The organism is Erythrobacter sp. BLCC-B19, from assembly GCF_028621955.1.
Taxonomy (GTDB): domain Bacteria; phylum Pseudomonadota; class Alphaproteobacteria; order Sphingomonadales; family Sphingomonadaceae; genus Erythrobacter.
In genome coordinates this window covers 1,817,140-1,831,154 of the sequence record NZ_CP117516.1, presented here as the reverse complement: position 1 = coordinate 1,831,154, position 14,015 = coordinate 1,817,140, and the positions used below count along the sequence as shown (strand labels likewise).

Below are 14,015 nucleotides of genomic sequence, written 5' to 3'. Positions count from 1 at the left end.
AGCCAATATGCGAACGACCGTTTAGATTGTGTGTCCAGGCGGTATCAGCCTGTCGCCTCGGCTGGATGCAGCCCGGACGCAGGAATCTGCGTCACTTGTGACAGACCGTCCAATCGCTTTGACAAATTCCGTGACAGGTTTCATTGAGAGACCGAAACGGGAGAGTCGCATGAAGCAGACCGTTCTCAATGCCTTGCACAAGGTCGCGACCGGGTTGGCGCCCGCGGTTCTGACAGTGGCATGGGCTGCACCTGCCCTTTCCCAGCCACAGGAAACCGCCACAACGGATACCGAAATTCCCTTCACGCAAGCCGACCGGATGATGATCGCCGCGCAGATCAATCATGTCGTCAAACGCTACTTCGCGCATTGGGAAGGGCTCCCGCCCGACTACGATTGGGACGCGCGCTTTGCCGATTACCTCAAGGAAGCGCTCGCCGCGCCCGACCGGCGCAGCTTCAGCATCGCCACCATGAAGCTGATCGCCAGCCTCGAAAACGGCCACAGTTCGTTCTCGGACGAGTTACTCGACGACGAGCCGACCCTTCCGTTCCATGCGCGCCCCATCGAGGGCAAGTGGATGGTGACCAGCAGCTTTATCGCCGAAGTCTCTCCCGGCGATGTCATCACCACCGTGGATGGCGTGCCGATCGATCGCTGGCTGGAGCCGAGCCGCGCCATCGTTGCTCAGTCGGATGCCCGCGCGAAAAACCGGCTGCTGCTGCTTCAGGGTCGCGCGCTGTGGCCGCAGACCTTCACGCTCGGGCTCGCCTCGGGCAAGACCCTCACCATCGACCGCGCAGCACCACGCGGCGAGCGGCGTCCGGCGCGTAAGCCGTTCGAGGTCGAAACCACCGTCCGCCCCGACGGCGTTGTTGTGATCCGCATTCCGAGCTTCGACGACATGAAGTTCGAAGCCGCAGCCATTGCCGCGGTCAAGACCTATGCCGGAGCGCCGCTGATCCTGTTCGATGTCCGTGGCAATGGCGGAGGCACGACACCCGAAACGCTGCTGCGGGTGATCATGGACCGGCCCTATGCCGGCACGATCGTCAACACCCCGATGACGATAGCCGAACAGGACGCCCATGCCTCGTTCAGCAGCGCGGCTCCGATCTGGCAGATGATCCGCTACGGCCCCGACCGCACTCAGCCCGCTGCCGATGCGATCAAGGGGCCGATGGCGGTGCTGATGGACGGCGGTTGCGGTTCGGCCTGCGAGGATTTCGTGATCCGCTTCCAGTCGGGCAAACGCGGGCCGCTGATCGGCGAGCCGACCTTCGGGTCGACCGGTCAGCCCTATTTCGTCCAGTGGCCGCAATGGAAGATGTCCTTCCGCATTTCGACCAAGCGTGAATTCCTCCCCGATGGTCGCCCGTTCGAAGGCGTGGGCGTGGCGCCCGACATTGCCGTGCCGCAGCGGGTCGCGGATCTGACCGCGAGCGGCGATCCCCAGCTTGACCGCGCCATTGCAGCCTGGCGCGCCGCCAAGCCATGACCGACCCTGCCGATCCCAGCCAAGGCGAGCCTGCCATGATCGAAGCGCCCGAAACCCCGCACACCCACCACAGCCACAGTCACGGTGGGGGCGGCTCCGGCCGCTGGTTCGACATCGCGATGGCGGTGGCGGTGCTGCTGGTCTCGGCCGGATCGCTCTATGTCGCGCTCCACACCGGGCACACGATGGAGGCGCTGGTCCATGCCAATGAGCGGCTGGTGCGCGCGCAATCGACCCCGGTGCTGCAATATGATCACGGCAACATCAGCGATGACAGCAAGGAGCAACTCACTTTCACCATCACCAATGTCGGCAGTGGCCCGGCCCGGATCGTGTGGTTCGAGGTCGCGCCCGGAGACAAGCGCTACACCAGTATCGGCCACTGGGTGATCTCGACCGGCGACAGCCCGATCAGCTTCACCTCGGCATCGATCAACCGTATGGTGCTCGCTCCCGGGGTGGAGCGCAACATGGTGACATGGAAGCGCCCGGCCGACGAGGCGGGGCGCAAGCGCTGGGCACTGCTTGATCGCGCGCGGTTCGAGACGCCCGTTCGCGCCTGCTATTGCTCGGTGTTCGATCAGTGCTGGGAATCAAACCTTGAAGCCGACATCCCCAAGGAGGTGCCGAGCTGCGAACGCAAGGATGGCCCGCCCAGGGGAGAGGCGCTGGCCTCGTGACGCGTGGCCTCGCGCAAGGCGGGGCGTCGGGCGTGATCGCCAGGGCCGCAGCGACTTTTCTTCGCATCGTCGCGGCAGCAGGGAATGGAGCCTGACACAGACTACCCGGCTTCTTGCTTGTCATCCTGATTAGCCGCTCCGGACCCATCGCGGATCATGAGCGCCGCAGATCCTCGACGCCGATCGCCGTACGTCAGAACGTGGCGCAGCCAGAGCTAGATCCTGACGGCTGTGAACGACTGAGATGAGGTCGGGAGCCTTCTACGCAAAGATCGCGAGGCAAATGGCGGCTTCGCTTCTCTCCTGGAAAATTGCTGCCATTCAGCAAACGACCCCCTAGCTGCTGGTCAGCATTACTGCTTTGCTGCCTCGATCTTCCCGATCTGTGAGAGCAGCGCGTTCAGCTTGGACAGGACCGAATGCGCCTGTTGAAGCTCGCTGTCTCCGATGCCATCCATAACAGCATCCACTATCCCGCTTTCGCGCAGCACGATTCCTTCTACCGCCGATTGGCCTTGTGGTGTCAGGCCAAGTTTCGCGGATTTGCGGTGAGCCGCATTCGGCATTGCCTCAATCACGCCTTTGTCGAGCAATGCCGACGCCAGACGCTGAATGAGTTGCCGCGATACAGCCCGGTCGCGGGCAATTTCGGACATGGTCATCGGACCCTCCCGATCGAGCAGGAGCAAGATCGAGCGTGCTCCGGCCGAGAACCCGTGGCCGGCATGGAGCTGCTCTGAAACCGCGTCCAGCACGTGATAGGTGCGCGTGAGGGTCGCCAGGAAATGGGCGTGATTTGCGTTGCTCACCCCTCATGAATGACAACCAAATTGACATTCTTCAACCGGCAATTATGTCAACTATGTTGTCAATTTCTTGTGGGCGACATGATGTCAATGTTCGAGGGTGTTTCGGGCCGGATCGCGGCCAAGGTGATGGAACGGATGAACGCGGAGGCGGAACGCGAAGCCGTCCGCCGCCTCGATCCACGCAAAGGGGACAGGGTGCTGGTGATCGGGTTCGGGCCCGGCATTGGCCTCGAAAGCTTGCTCGAACATCCGGTTGGCCATGTGGTCGGGATCGATCCTTCGCAGGTCATGCAAGATGCAGCCGCAGCCCGGAACAGGACAGCGATCAAAGCCGGGCGATTGCGGCTGATCAAGGGCACCGCCGCCGACCTCGATCCAGAAATTGAGCCGTTCGACGCGGCTATAGCGGTTCACACGTTGCAGATTTGCCGCCCCTTTGCTCCGACCGCCGCGAAGCTAGCCGAAGTTCTGCGCCCGGGTGCACGCCTGATCGGCATCACCCACGCGTGGGCGGCTCGGAAGGACTATGGCGAGGAAGCTCTGTTCATCGACGCTGTAGTGCGTGGGCTGCACGAGGCTGGCTTCGCGCAGGTAAGCCATGGCCGAGCGGACGCTGATGGCGGATCAGCTGTGTTGCACGACGCGACCCGATGAAACTGGCAGCACAAGATCACCAACCCGAAGTCCGTTGACCCCAAGCCCCCGAAATGGCCCCCAGCAACGCCGGATGCAACGGGAAGGATAAGGACATTCCCGGACGACCCAGGGGCTAAATCCCTCGGATTTCCAAGGGTTTTGTCGACATTATGAGGTTGATTGGGAAGGGAAGGCTGGAGCGGGTGAAGGGATTCCAATCCTCATTTCAACCCACCTGAAAACCGCAGAAAACCTAGGGTTTTTGATGCCTGAGAGAGGGTATGTATCCTGCTGTGTGAGAAGGTCAAGGACCAGCTCTTGGCACCCGGTTCGATTCCCGTTTTTTCGTTTCGCAGCACGATCAAGCCGCCGCCGACCTGTCCCCCGGCGTATCGAATATGAAGCCATCCGATAAAGAGAGCCGGCTGACCTACAAGAGCCCCACTGAGGCGCACTACCTCGGGGTGATGCATGGGCAAATAGGCGCGTGGTGGGACCGAGCTACCGTTTCCTTGCGATAAGGCGAATGGCAGGTTTTGCCGAAAGTCGACTTTATGCGTCCGCGAATGTCAGCTTGAAGTTAAGCGAGATCGGCGACCTGAAGATAAGAGCACCTTGAAAGCCTTGATGCCTCTCAGGTTTTTGGCTCGTGCAAATCAGGCATAGAACTTTTCACGGGGTGTCGCAGGCTGCTCAAAAAATTTTGCGAGAGCAGGGCCGTAACTGGCGAAATGCGCAGATGCTAAGGGCGGGAGCTCGGCCTGAGCACGGTCAAAGTCATCAAGCTTGATCGTGGCGGCTTCATCCGAAGGCTCGATCCGGAGCAGATTGTCCGGGCCGAGCAAGAGCATGGCCTGGGCCGTCGCATTGTCAGTCGTGAGGAACATGGCGGCCATGATGACCTCCCGCCAGGCCAATAAACCGGCGAAGACCCTGTTGCGTGATAACTCGAAGGGAGGATTCCCCGTGCCGATGCTCAGGACCTCAATCTGATCCAGCGTGATGTCGTAGCATGTCAGCGCATCGACAATGGCGACCATGACAGGGTTGTTGGCCCAGACACCCCCATCGATGAAAATCTGTCCGCTTTCGGCGTGCTCATGGCCCTTGAGATAAGTGGGCGCGGCGGATGTCGCGCGCGCCACCTTCCATGCCGGGGTCGCGTGGTCATTGCGAAAGTCCGGGTGGTGGTCAGTCTTGAACACAGCGATTTCGGTCTTGGGCATCATGAAGGCAGGGACGACGATGCGAGGGCCTGCCTGTCCAAGTGTGTCATCAGAAAAGCGGCGCTTGAGGGCTACCTCAAGCTCTTCGTGGTTGAGTATGGGTCGGAAAAACGAAGAGACCAAGCGCCAAGCTTTACCGAGCGCGGTCGCGGGGTAGGGCGGAAAAATCCGCCGTCCGTCGGTTTCATAGAAGCTGACGATCTCTTCCGTCGTGCGCCCGAGCCCAAGGCCGAGCGCAATAATGCCGCCCGTCGACGTGCCAGCGATCATGTCAAAGTAGTCCGCAAGCGGCTTGCCTTTGGCGAGGTTCTGCTCGCAATGGCGCAGCAGGTGCGCGGTGAAGAGCCCTTTTATCCCGCCCCCGTCGAGCGCGAGAATCTTGAAGGGACGCCGTGCGGGCCAAGGCTGGCGTTCGCGCTTGGTTGTCCGGGTGTTGACCCTGCGATCAGTGAACATGGGCTGCTGCCTCTTCGATGGCTCGCGCTTCGCCATGCGATAGAGATGCAGCACACTCCGGCCCAACGCCAGGTGCCAGCCACTCGCCGGTAACATGCCAGAGCTCGTAATAGTGCAGCCATTCGGCGGCCCAAGGAACCGTTGTGTCAGCGATCAGGTCGGCGGGAGTCCATTCTTTGCCCGCCGGATCAAACAGGCAGAGGCCCGACAGCACGGGGTCTTCTGCATTGAACATCAGGTGCGGAATGTCAGTGTAGGTCAGCCCATCGCGCGGGCGGATTTCCGGGTCTGCGACCATGACGTAGGGACGGTCGATGTGGCCCGGCCACCAGAATACGCGCAGCCTGTAGACCATGCCGCGAGGCCTGATTGCGCCTTGCCAGATCACGAGCCCGTCTCCCCGCTTTGTCGCAGCAAAGTCGGGCCACGTAGCGCGCATGGCCCTCAGCTGTGCGTGGGTGGACCGGGCAACGTCATTCGTCATCCTGACCTCGCAGCGGCCACAACGCGGGGTGGAAGCGGTGCTGGGGCACGGGCCGCAGTTCCGGCTGTGTCTTGACTAGTGCTGGGGCAAAGATGCCGCCGGAGCCTGGCTTGATGAGAATCCCCGAGTTGCGCTCGCGCCGGTCATACCGCTTTTTGAGGATTTCGCGTTCGGCTGCGCCGAAGGTCTCGCCGAACATCCGGTCGATTTCCTTGAGAATGTCCTCCTGGGTGGCGAAGAGCATCTTGTTCAAGGCCGCCTTCAATGCGTCGAGATGATCGACCAGGCACTCCATGTCCGTGCGGCCAGCGGGCAGGGGGCGCGGCCAGCGGTCGTTGATCCGATCAGGCTCGTAGCGCGGGTTCAATTCGTTCGGCAAAGTGCCGTTGACCAGATGCATCCGAAGGTTGGCGGAGATGCCGCTAGCGAGGGTGAAGAGCTGGTGGGACAAGCCTCGGGGATCGTAACCGATATCGGCGGTCAGCTTGGTGATCCAAACCGAGGGCGGGCGCTTGAGCGCCGAATTGGTGTAGCGCAGATTGAGATAGCGCTTGAGAAGCTTGAGGGCGACGACCTCCTGAGCGTCGATCCTCGTCGGGATAGCCGGAGGCAGGGGCACCTGCTCGGCGTTGGCAAGGATTTGGCGCTCGCGGTCGTCGATAAACTTGAGGCGGCGAATGCTTGCAGCATCGCGCGCAGCCCGCATCTTTTCGGCGAAGGCCGCCTCGCCAACGCCGACTTGGCTCCGGAACCAGTCGGTAAAACCCCACGGGTTAGAATCGACACGGTAAGACGCGCCGGTGTCCGGCGAGTGGAAGATGTGACCCGGCCTAGCCCCCGCGATGCGCGCCCGCCGATCCATGATCGTGACATCCATGTGCATGAAGGCAAACTGCATCTGCACGCACCGGGTGCAGCGGGTGATTTTCTCGACGCCGGGGAAACCCTGCAATGTCACGAAAAGCTCGTCGAGGGCACGATCGTCACTCCAATCGAGGGGGACATCGATCTCAACGATGGCGTCGATGTCGAAGCGATCATCCTGGTCGCCGCTCAGGACCGTGGTGCTGGTGGCGACCGATCCCTGAGCATAGATCAGGCTTTCTCCGTCGATCAGGTAGGACCGAAGGGTGCTTGAAGGCCGCTCGATGTGTTCCTTGAGACGGCGATAGCGGCTTTCTGCGACGCGCCGGTCATAAGGGCTGAGTTCAATGAGCGCGGCGAGATCCAGCAGAATCTCGTCGAGGGTCGAAGTGTCAGGATGAGAGGAGGGGGAAGTGGCCATTGCCTATCCTTTGGGAGGGAAGGGATCTCGGCCGTAGGTATTTCGTTCGCGGATGCGCCCATCCCGGCCATGGATGAACACTTCCGACCCGGTGCGGATCGCGGATCGCCGCGCCGCAGATTCTGCGGCACTCTGGGTTGAGTGGACAGAGGAAGCTTTTACATTGCCTTCGCCCTTGACCGCCCAACCGCCCGAATGCGGCACAACATGCTGATTTTTCTTGGACACCACGCTCCCTTCTCAAAGTTTAGCTTGACCTTTTGTCGCGCTTGTGTTTACAAATTACAAGAACAACGGCGGAACGTCAACCGCCTCACCAACATTCGGAAAGGTCGGCAATATGCTGGGAGGACGTCTAAAATTGGCGCGCGCGAAGGCTGGCCTGTCGCTGCGCGATCTCGCGGCACAAATGGACCCGCCGGTCTCGGCGCAAGCGCTCAGCAAATACGAAAATGACGCTATGATGCCGAGTTCGCGAGTGCTGCTCGGGCTCTCACGGGCGCTGTCCGTGTCCATGGATTTTCTCATGGGTGCACAGGTCGCGGCGTTATCGGGCGTCGAGTTTCGCAAGGGTGCGGGCACCTCCGCGGCTGATCGTGCGCGCGTCGAGGCTACCGTAATCGAGCGCCTAGAAAACTATCTCGCGATCGAAGAGATTGTCGAGATCGAAGCCGACGGCCCGGTGCTTGCTGGCGTTGGCGGCGCCCGTATCGACGCGCCCGAGCAAATCGACGCGCTGGCCGCGAAGGTTAGAGAGGAATGGGCCTTGGGGGAGGATGCCATTCCAAGCGTCACCCAGCTCCTCGAAGATCGGGGTGTGCGCGTGATCGAGGCCCCGCTCTCCGCCAAGGTGTCGGGCATGACCTGCTGGGTCGAGCGCAACGACGGTCGGCCGCCAGTAGCGGCTATCGTGGTCTCTACCGATATCAATCTGGAGCGCCGCCGTTTCACCTTGGCGCACGAACTGGCTCACCGCCTCATCCCAGCGGTGGGAGATATTGGCCTAACTCTCGAAAAGGCCATGGACCGCTTCGCGGGAGCCTTTCTCGTTCCCGAGGCACATTTGAAGCGCGAAGTCGGCGAGCGGCGAGCACAGGTCGCCTATCACGAGATTATGCGCCTAAAGCACATGTATGGCGTTTCGGCCGCAATGCTGCTGATGCGTCTCCAGCAGACCGGTATTCTCGACCAGGGGACTGTCGAATACGCGTTCCGAACTTACGCGCGGGGTTGGCGCTGGGCCGAACCGGACGAACTGCCCAGGAACGGCGATCTCGCCGAAATGGAGCGGCCTGCGCGCTATGAGAGCCTTGTTTACAGGGCGCTTGCGGAAGACATGATTTCTAGCATCCGCGCCGCGAAATTGTTGGGCACCTCGCTTCAAGCTGTCGAACACGGACTGCGGGGACCAATTGCCGCGTGAGCTGCGTCATCGTCAACGACGCCAGTGCGCTGATTGACCTCAAGAAGGGTGAATTGCTGCACGTCCTCGGCGCGCTGCCGTTTCGATGGATCGTGCCTCTGCCGATCCGCGAAGAGGAAATGCTGAGCTTTTCCGGTCAGGATTGGGCGACGCTCGAAGCGGCGGGCTTTGAGGTATTTGACCTCCCGCCCGACATGGTTGGCGAAGCCTTCGCAGTAAGGCGCGCCTTTCCGCGTTTATCGGCGAACGATTGTTTCTGTCTCGTAAGCGCCATCGGCCACGGAGATGCTGTCTTGCTCACGGGCGACGGGGAGTTGCGTTCGGTTGCAGAAGCCCAGCGCGTAGAAGTCCATGGCGTTTTGTGGATTTTCGATCATCTTTTCGCTTCAGAAGCGTGTGATGTGACAGTCTTGCGAAGAGCGCTTAGCATTTGGAGCACCGATCCAGCCGTCCGGTTGCCGCAACGCGAAATTACAATTCGTCAGGGTCGATTGGTTTGATCCCGAACCCGACATTATGGCTTCCAGCTAAAGCGGACATTTAATCTCAGGCTCGTTGCTGACAGCCTCCTTGCGGTGGGATGGCCGAGGATGCGCTGAAAGGCCTGACCGGTAGCGGCGTGCTGGTAACCCCCTCACCCTGCCCCCACTCCATGCCTCGCCCGCTGGAGCGCGCACCATGCGAGGTGTGCCGAGAACAATGCCCGCTGCTCCTTGGCGGAGCAGAAAGAAGCGGCATACATCACCCACATGGCCTGCGCATGGAGCGGCGCCCGGCGACGCCAGCGCAACGGCGTTGACCCTCGCCCGGGCATATCGAGGCCTATCAACATTCCGGCTTCGGCGAGCTCGTGCTCGTCGGCATCGAAGGCGATGACGGTGTTGGCGTCGAGCGCCCGAGCAAGAACGACGGCATCGGTCGGGTTGCCAGCGGTATCCGCCGGTGCCTCGCGGGCCTGCCTGATCAGCACGGTGGCATCAGCGGGAATGGAGCGAGCGGCCCCTTGAAGGATGTCAGCGGCGTCATCCTCGGGGTCGAAGAAATGATGCTCAAGCGCGAAGGCGACATCGAGGCGGGAACGCCGCTGAACGGTAAACAGCGCGAGCGAACTGATCGCCGAGCGCGGGTCGGTTTCAGGGCGGGTGCGGATGATTGAGAGGGAGATCAGGGCTTGGGGATGACGATCGGGCTTCATGTTGAGTGTGTTTCCTTGAGCCGCAAACGCAGACAGGCGGCGCCTCCGAGGAGACGCCGCCTGCTGATGCGGGGTGATTGATTATTATGCCGCCGGCGATGAAGACGACGGCGTTCGATGTGAGGGAAGAGGATGGTGCCGGAAGGGCTACACCCCCCTTCCCACCGGTCAGCCGAGATCGATCCTCTCGTCCGCAAATCGGAGCAGCAGCAGATGCTCGGTGAGTGCCCGCGATCCGCCGTCCGCCGCCATCTCGCCCCAGGCCTGCCAGCGGTCGATATGGTGGGCCAGCCAGCCAAACAGCCGGTCGCGGGCATAATCATCGGGGAACGACAACGCCCACAGCACCCGGGTGAGCGGGATGGCGTCACCCATTTCGTGCCCGATCAACTTGATCCCGGACTTGCCTGCGACCGGTTCGCGCACGAACCGATACCGCAGCGCCCTGCCGAGCGCCTCCTGTGCAGCCATGACCTGTTCGCGCTCTTTTCGGGTTGTGCCCCCATCGAGCCCGTTCATGCCGGCGAGCGTCGGAAAGTCGAGCGGCGCAAGATCGGGGGCATTTACCGACCGAGTTGCCGCGAGCATGCGCGCAGCCGCCCGCCCCTCGACGGTCACCTCCCGGTCCTTGATCATTCCCTGGCCTTGCAACCATGCCATGTAGTGGCGCTGGCTCTGCCAGCCCCCGCCGAACAGGTCGGCGACGGCGGCCTCGAAACCCGTCATGCGGTTCATCAAGGCGTGCAGAATGCTCAGCAGCAGCTCGCAGCCCTCGTCGACCTTATAGGAGCCGAGGCTTGGCATTCCGAGGCGGGCTTGCCAGAAGTAGTGGCGCAGACTGGGCCACACAGTGCCATCCTCGTCGATGAGACCATCGATCGCGGGATCCTGGCGAGCCCAATAGCCCCATGGAAGTTGCTCATTGCGCCGGGCAGCATAGCCGCAGGGATCGGGTGCAAAATCAGTCATGGCCGCCTCCTTTGCGCGGGAGGAGCGCCATGGGCTTGCCATCAAGGACGAGCGGCACACCCGCCCCGGCAGCTGCGTCACCACCAAGGCTGGCCGTTTCATCCTCCAGCGCCTTCAGCCGGGCCGCGAGGTCAACAACTTCTCCGGCGACGTAGGACAGGTCGCGGTAGACCTTCCTCCCTGCCTCCCTGTTGTGATCGTTGCGCGCGTAGCCGTGGGGCAGAAGATCCCCCGGCTTGTTCGTATCGAACCCGAACCACCATGCATCGCGGCCACCGCTGGCATCGCTGTCTGCCGTGGTAGGAGCGTTCTGGCGTGACCGCGCGTGGTGATGCACGTGGCATATCTTAAGCATCGGCGGCGCGTCCTGATCGCACAACGCCGAATAATCGAGCCCCCGGTGCGGCGAGATGCCAAGCTCAGCCGGAATCGCGTCCCGCTCATAGCACCACAGCGGGTGCGACGGGGTAACAGCGACATAGCCTGACAAGGTGCCATCGGCTTGCCGCAGGATCAGACAGGAATAGCCGGTCGCGGGATCGCGCCAGGCGATCCTGTCGGGCTCATCACGCCATGGCCCCTCACCATAAGGCCTGCGCTCAGGGATCTGCGTGATTTGCTCGGGGTCGATCGTGTGACCGACCAGGATCAGCTGTTCGGGCATGGCAATGGCCGTCGAGCGCGGTGCCACCGGCACAAGGCTGCGGCTTTTGCTCCCCGCACGGCGGCGGGGAGGCTTGGTTGACTTGGTCATCTATATGTTTCCTTGATACAAAAAAGCCGCAGCGTCCGGAATGGACCTGCGGCGGATATGCTTCTTGATGTCAGAAGCGATTGGACTGCGCGATGTGATGCGGCGCCGGGCGGTGCGCAGAGCGCCCGGGCAGTGATGGATGGTGATCAGGTCATAGGGCTCTCCTTGTTGCGAGTTGGATCGTAGGCGGCACTCTGCCGATGCAGCTCAGGCAGCCCGGTGCACCACGCCGCGCAAGTTCGAAGCGGCAAGCTGACCCCTTGCCCAAGGCGCAAAGCTGTTGCGCACGAAGGCGCTAGCGGGCGCCGTCCTTCCAGCTGCCTCCGCCAGCACCTCAAGGCTGCGTTGCGGATGACAGGCGATCACGCCTTGTGAATGCAGGTGGCGAAGAGCGACGACGCAAGCCGTCAGAACGTCGGCGAGGCACTGGTCGCGCACCTCGCACCACTTGCCCTGTTCAACCATCGGGCCGATGCATTTGCTCGGCGACGGTTTGGCGGGGATAGACGCACCCATCGCGTATTCGGGCAGATGCACTGGCTTTGCCTTGCCGGTCACTGCCTGGCACAGATCGAGCCGGGCATATGCATAGGGGTTGAGAACGCGCAGCTGGTCGGGAAGCAGCAAGCCGAACTCGCCTGCACATTTCCGCAGCACCGCCAGATCCTTGAACTCGCCGCCCCACGTGGTGAGCACCGCGTCGGGGTATCGCTGCAACGCGTCGAAAAAGCGGATGACGATTGCGCGCTCGTCCGATTCATCATTGGCGATGACGACGCATTCCTCGACCACCGGCACATCGCCATCCGGGTTAAATCGCAGCACAATCCACGACGCAGCTGCGACCCGGTGAAACGGCCAGCGCAGATCGGTGCGACCGCTTTTGCCTTCGCTGACGGCGTAACCGGCATAGGCACTGCGATCATAAAGATACTCGAAATCGCACACGATCAGGCGCAGCGATTTGCGTTGCTGACCGTCGCTGCTTTTTCCACGCGCAGTGAAAATTCTCGCATCGCGCTCGAGCGCAATTGCCAACGCTTCGTGGAGAAATTCCGCGTCATCATCCTCACGGCGAATGCGCGGAATTTGATTCACTGGATCCGCGAATTGCTCGCACGGCCGTTGGCAATTCTGCGCATCAGGCTGGTCGCGCATTTCAGCAAGTTCTGAAATCGCATTTGCGCGCATTTCCGATTCAGCATTGTCGTTCATATTGTTCATGTGTGTGTCCTTGAAATTGAAAAGGCCCGCGCATGGCGGGCCTGATTGGTGAGCTTGAATTTCGATCAGCGGTGACGCTGACGTGCGGTGATTGGCAAACAGCGCGGTGCGGGAATTGCGTTGCGGCGAAACCAGATTAATTCCGCTTCGACCTCGTCGGAATTGACCTCTCGCCACCAGAATTTCCGCTGCGCATCGGAATCCCATCGGTAGCCACGTTGCTGCAGCAGGTGGCGCGAATTGAACGGTGCGCCCACCGCCATGATTTTCACGCTGGGTCGCGCACTTGCTTCAAGCAGCCGCTGCAAATGCGTGCGCATTTTGGAATCGCGATGTTCGCCAAATTGATCTCGCGCTTCGTGCGGATCTGGACGAACCTGCTGCAATAAAGTGAACAGGGTCCACACGTCACCGGCTGCACGGTGCGGGATCGAAAACCAGCCATGTTGCTGCAGCAGGAATTGCAGGCTTCGTCCTTCGAAGCCTAGCGCGGGCCAATCAATCTCTGAGCAGGAACAGGCCCACGGCATTCCCGAAAGTTGCGGCCAGCGCTTCTCGATCCAGCGCAAATCGAATGCGCAATTATGCGCGACAATCAGATCCGCTCGGCCGAGCAAACGCACCACCGCTTCATCGTCAATTGCCTTCCCCGCCAGATCGCTATCCCGCAATCTGGTGATGCGGGAGATTTCCGGGTCCAGTGGGTGACCGGGATCTTCGAGCCACGAAAAGATGGGGAAATGGCCCAGCAATTCGCCAGTTTCGTCAAGCCACAGCAGTTTGACCGCGATCTCGATAATCTTGCCGTTTTCGGCATCAAGCGAGGTCGTTTCGGTATCAACCAGCGCCACGCACATGCCTTCGGGCGGGCCGCCTTCGCCAGTCATCTCGGAAAATGGTCGGGGCAGTTTTCGTAGGATCCGATAGTCGGGATCCTGTGCGAGCCGGTCCGCGAACGCTTCGCTGGCCGGGTCGAGATGGCTCGTATTCATCATATTTGTTCTCCAGTTTCGGTTACCGAAACCGGCGCGAGGCGAAGGCCGAGCTGCAATGCTCACAGCTTCCTTTTCCTTTCACCCTGCCGGTTTCACGGCAGGTCTCTTTCCCGTTCCTTCTGCTATGAGATTTCCGATTGGGCGGCGGTGCGCCGCCCCGCCCGATCACACCTGCCCGCATGGGCACTCCCCAAGCGAAGCGCCCCAGGACGACCGCGTCGTCCGCATCCGGCAGCAAGGCAGCTTTTCAAATCTGCCCAATCTGGTATAGCGCCAAGGCCGTGCTTGCTGCCGAAAGGAGCTGGCCTACCGGCCGGCGACGTGTGAGCGTAGCGAACTACCCTTGCAGGCTGGCAGAGCCGGAAAGGCGGAACAAAAAAG

Annotated in this window: 15 protein-coding genes; 5 read left to right on the top strand and 10 right to left on the bottom strand. The window is 61.4% G+C overall.

Going from position 1 to position 14,015, the window contains the following annotated elements; all coding sequences use genetic code 11:
* The first annotated feature begins 169 nt into the window (after nt 1–169).
* Together PS060_RS08545 and PS060_RS08540 are read left to right on the top strand one after the other, a co-directional pair.
* Complete coding sequence (locus PS060_RS08545) at nt 170–1,498, top strand: S41 family peptidase (protein ID WP_273982421.1); 1,329 nt, start codon at nt 170–172, stop codon at nt 1,496–1,498.
* The gene (locus tag PS060_RS08540) at nt 1,495–2,178 is read left to right on the top strand and encodes a hypothetical protein (RefSeq protein WP_273982420.1); all 684 of its coding nucleotides are present in this window, start codon (nt 1,495–1,497) and stop codon (nt 2,176–2,178) included. The genes PS060_RS08545 and PS060_RS08540 overlap by 4 nt, the downstream gene beginning before the upstream one ends.
* 353 nt (nt 2,179–2,531) lie before the next feature.
* On the opposite strand, the gene PS060_RS08535 is transcribed toward PS060_RS08540, so the two are convergent.
* Nucleotides 2,532–2,987 (bottom strand): MarR family winged helix-turn-helix transcriptional regulator, encoded by a 456-nt coding sequence (locus tag PS060_RS08535; protein WP_273982419.1) that lies wholly within the window; start codon nt 2,985–2,987, stop codon nt 2,532–2,534.
* Between the two features lie 9 nt (nt 2,988–2,996).
* Between PS060_RS08535 and PS060_RS08530 the strand changes: the two genes are divergently transcribed.
* A complete protein-coding gene (locus tag PS060_RS08530; RefSeq protein ID WP_273982418.1) occupies nt 2,997–3,641 on the top strand; it encodes a class I SAM-dependent methyltransferase in 645 nt (214 codons plus the stop codon).
* Between the two features lie 638 nt (nt 3,642–4,279).
* Here the strand turns inward: PS060_RS08530 and PS060_RS08525 are convergent.
* The 4 genes from PS060_RS08525 to PS060_RS08510 form a co-directional block, all read right to left on the bottom strand.
* Nucleotides 4,280–5,305 (bottom strand): CBASS cGAMP-activated phospholipase, encoded by a 1,026-nt coding sequence (locus tag PS060_RS08525; RefSeq protein WP_273982417.1) that lies wholly within the window; start codon nt 5,303–5,305, stop codon nt 4,280–4,282.
* On the bottom strand, nt 5,295–5,660 hold the full coding sequence (locus tag PS060_RS08520) for a hypothetical protein (protein ID WP_273982416.1): 366 nt from the start codon (nt 5,658–5,660) through the stop codon (nt 5,295–5,297). Before PS060_RS08520 ends, PS060_RS08525 begins: the two co-directional genes overlap by 11 nt.
* Nucleotides 5,661–5,778: 118 nt before the next feature.
* On the bottom strand, nt 5,779–7,074 hold the full coding sequence (locus tag PS060_RS08515) for a nucleotidyltransferase domain-containing protein (protein ID WP_273982415.1): 1,296 nt from the start codon (nt 7,072–7,074) through the stop codon (nt 5,779–5,781).
* A 3-nt stretch (nt 7,075–7,077) separates the two neighbouring features.
* The gene (locus tag PS060_RS08510) at nt 7,078–7,278 is read right to left on the bottom strand and encodes a DUF2188 domain-containing protein (RefSeq protein WP_273986894.1); all 201 of its coding nucleotides are present in this window, start codon (nt 7,276–7,278) and stop codon (nt 7,078–7,080) included.
* 136 nt (nt 7,279–7,414) lie between these two features.
* On the opposite strand from PS060_RS08510, the gene PS060_RS08505 reads away from it, so the two are divergent.
* On the top strand, nt 7,415–8,497 hold the full coding sequence (locus PS060_RS08505; protein ID WP_273986893.1) for a helix-turn-helix domain-containing protein: 1,083 nt from the start codon (nt 7,415–7,417) through the stop codon (nt 8,495–8,497).
* On the top strand, nt 8,494–8,997 hold the full coding sequence (locus tag PS060_RS08500) for a PIN domain-containing protein (RefSeq protein WP_273982414.1): 504 nt from the start codon (nt 8,494–8,496) through the stop codon (nt 8,995–8,997). Before PS060_RS08505 ends, PS060_RS08500 begins: the two co-directional genes overlap by 4 nt.
* Nucleotides 8,998–9,131: 134 nt before the next feature.
* Here PS060_RS08500 and PS060_RS08495 read toward each other — a convergent pair whose 3' ends face one another.
* The 5 genes from PS060_RS08495 to PS060_RS08475 all read right to left on the bottom strand — a co-directional run bounded on the left by PS060_RS08495 (nt 9,132) and on the right by PS060_RS08475 (nt 13,634).
* Entirely contained in the window at nt 9,132–9,692 is a 561-nt protein-coding gene (locus PS060_RS08495; protein WP_273982412.1) for a hypothetical protein, read from the bottom strand.
* Nucleotides 9,693–9,860: 168 nt separating this feature from the next.
* Complete coding sequence (locus PS060_RS08490) at nt 9,861–10,661, bottom strand: hypothetical protein (protein ID WP_273982411.1); 801 nt, start codon at nt 10,659–10,661, stop codon at nt 9,861–9,863.
* The gene (locus PS060_RS08485; RefSeq protein WP_273982410.1) at nt 10,654–11,415 is read right to left on the bottom strand and encodes a hypothetical protein; all 762 of its coding nucleotides are present in this window, start codon (nt 11,413–11,415) and stop codon (nt 10,654–10,656) included. Before PS060_RS08485 ends, PS060_RS08490 begins: the two co-directional genes overlap by 8 nt.
* A gap of 207 nt (nt 11,416–11,622) precedes the next feature.
* Entirely contained in the window at nt 11,623–12,639 is a 1,017-nt protein-coding gene (locus PS060_RS08480) for a hypothetical protein (protein WP_273982408.1), read from the bottom strand.
* A gap of 65 nt (nt 12,640–12,704) precedes the next feature.
* Nucleotides 12,705–13,634, bottom strand: coding sequence for a 3'-5' exonuclease (locus PS060_RS08475; protein WP_273982406.1), 930 nt, complete (start codon nt 13,632–13,634; stop codon nt 12,705–12,707).
* Nucleotides 13,635–14,015 lie beyond the last annotated feature (381 nt).

Bases quoted from the DNA above. Each gene is read 5' to 3' on its own strand.
- PS060_RS08545 (WP_273982421.1), top strand. From the start codon at position 170: ATGAAGCAGACCGTTCTCAATGCCTTGCACAAGGTCGCGACCGGGTTG.
- PS060_RS08540 (WP_273982420.1), top strand. From the start codon at position 1,495: ATGACCGACCCTGCCGATCCCAGCCAAGGCGAGCCTGCCATGATCGAA.
- PS060_RS08530 (WP_273982418.1), top strand. From the start codon at position 2,997: ATGACAACCAAATTGACATTCTTCAACCGGCAATTATGTCAACTATGT.
- PS060_RS08525 (WP_273982417.1), bottom strand. From the start codon at position 5,305: ATGTTCACTGATCGCAGGGTCAACACCCGGACAACCAAGCGCGAACGC.
- PS060_RS08520 (WP_273982416.1), bottom strand. From the start codon at position 5,660: ATGGTCTACAGGCTGCGCGTATTCTGGTGGCCGGGCCACATCGACCGT.
- PS060_RS08515 (WP_273982415.1), bottom strand. From the start codon at position 7,074: ATGGCCACTTCCCCCTCCTCTCATCCTGACACTTCGACCCTCGACGAG.
- PS060_RS08505 (WP_273986893.1), top strand. From the start codon at position 7,415: ATGCTGGGAGGACGTCTAAAATTGGCGCGCGCGAAGGCTGGCCTGTCG.
- PS060_RS08495 (WP_273982412.1), bottom strand. From the start codon at position 9,692: ATGAAGCCCGATCGTCATCCCCAAGCCCTGATCTCCCTCTCAATCATC.
- PS060_RS08490 (WP_273982411.1), bottom strand. From the start codon at position 10,661: ATGACTGATTTTGCACCCGATCCCTGCGGCTATGCTGCCCGGCGCAAT.
- PS060_RS08485 (WP_273982410.1), bottom strand. From the start codon at position 11,415: ATGACCAAGTCAACCAAGCCTCCCCGCCGCCGTGCGGGGAGCAAAAGC.
- PS060_RS08480 (WP_273982408.1), bottom strand. From the start codon at position 12,639: ATGAACAATATGAACGACAATGCTGAATCGGAAATGCGCGCAAATGCG.
- PS060_RS08475 (WP_273982406.1), bottom strand. From the start codon at position 13,634: ATGATGAATACGAGCCATCTCGACCCGGCCAGCGAAGCGTTCGCGGAC.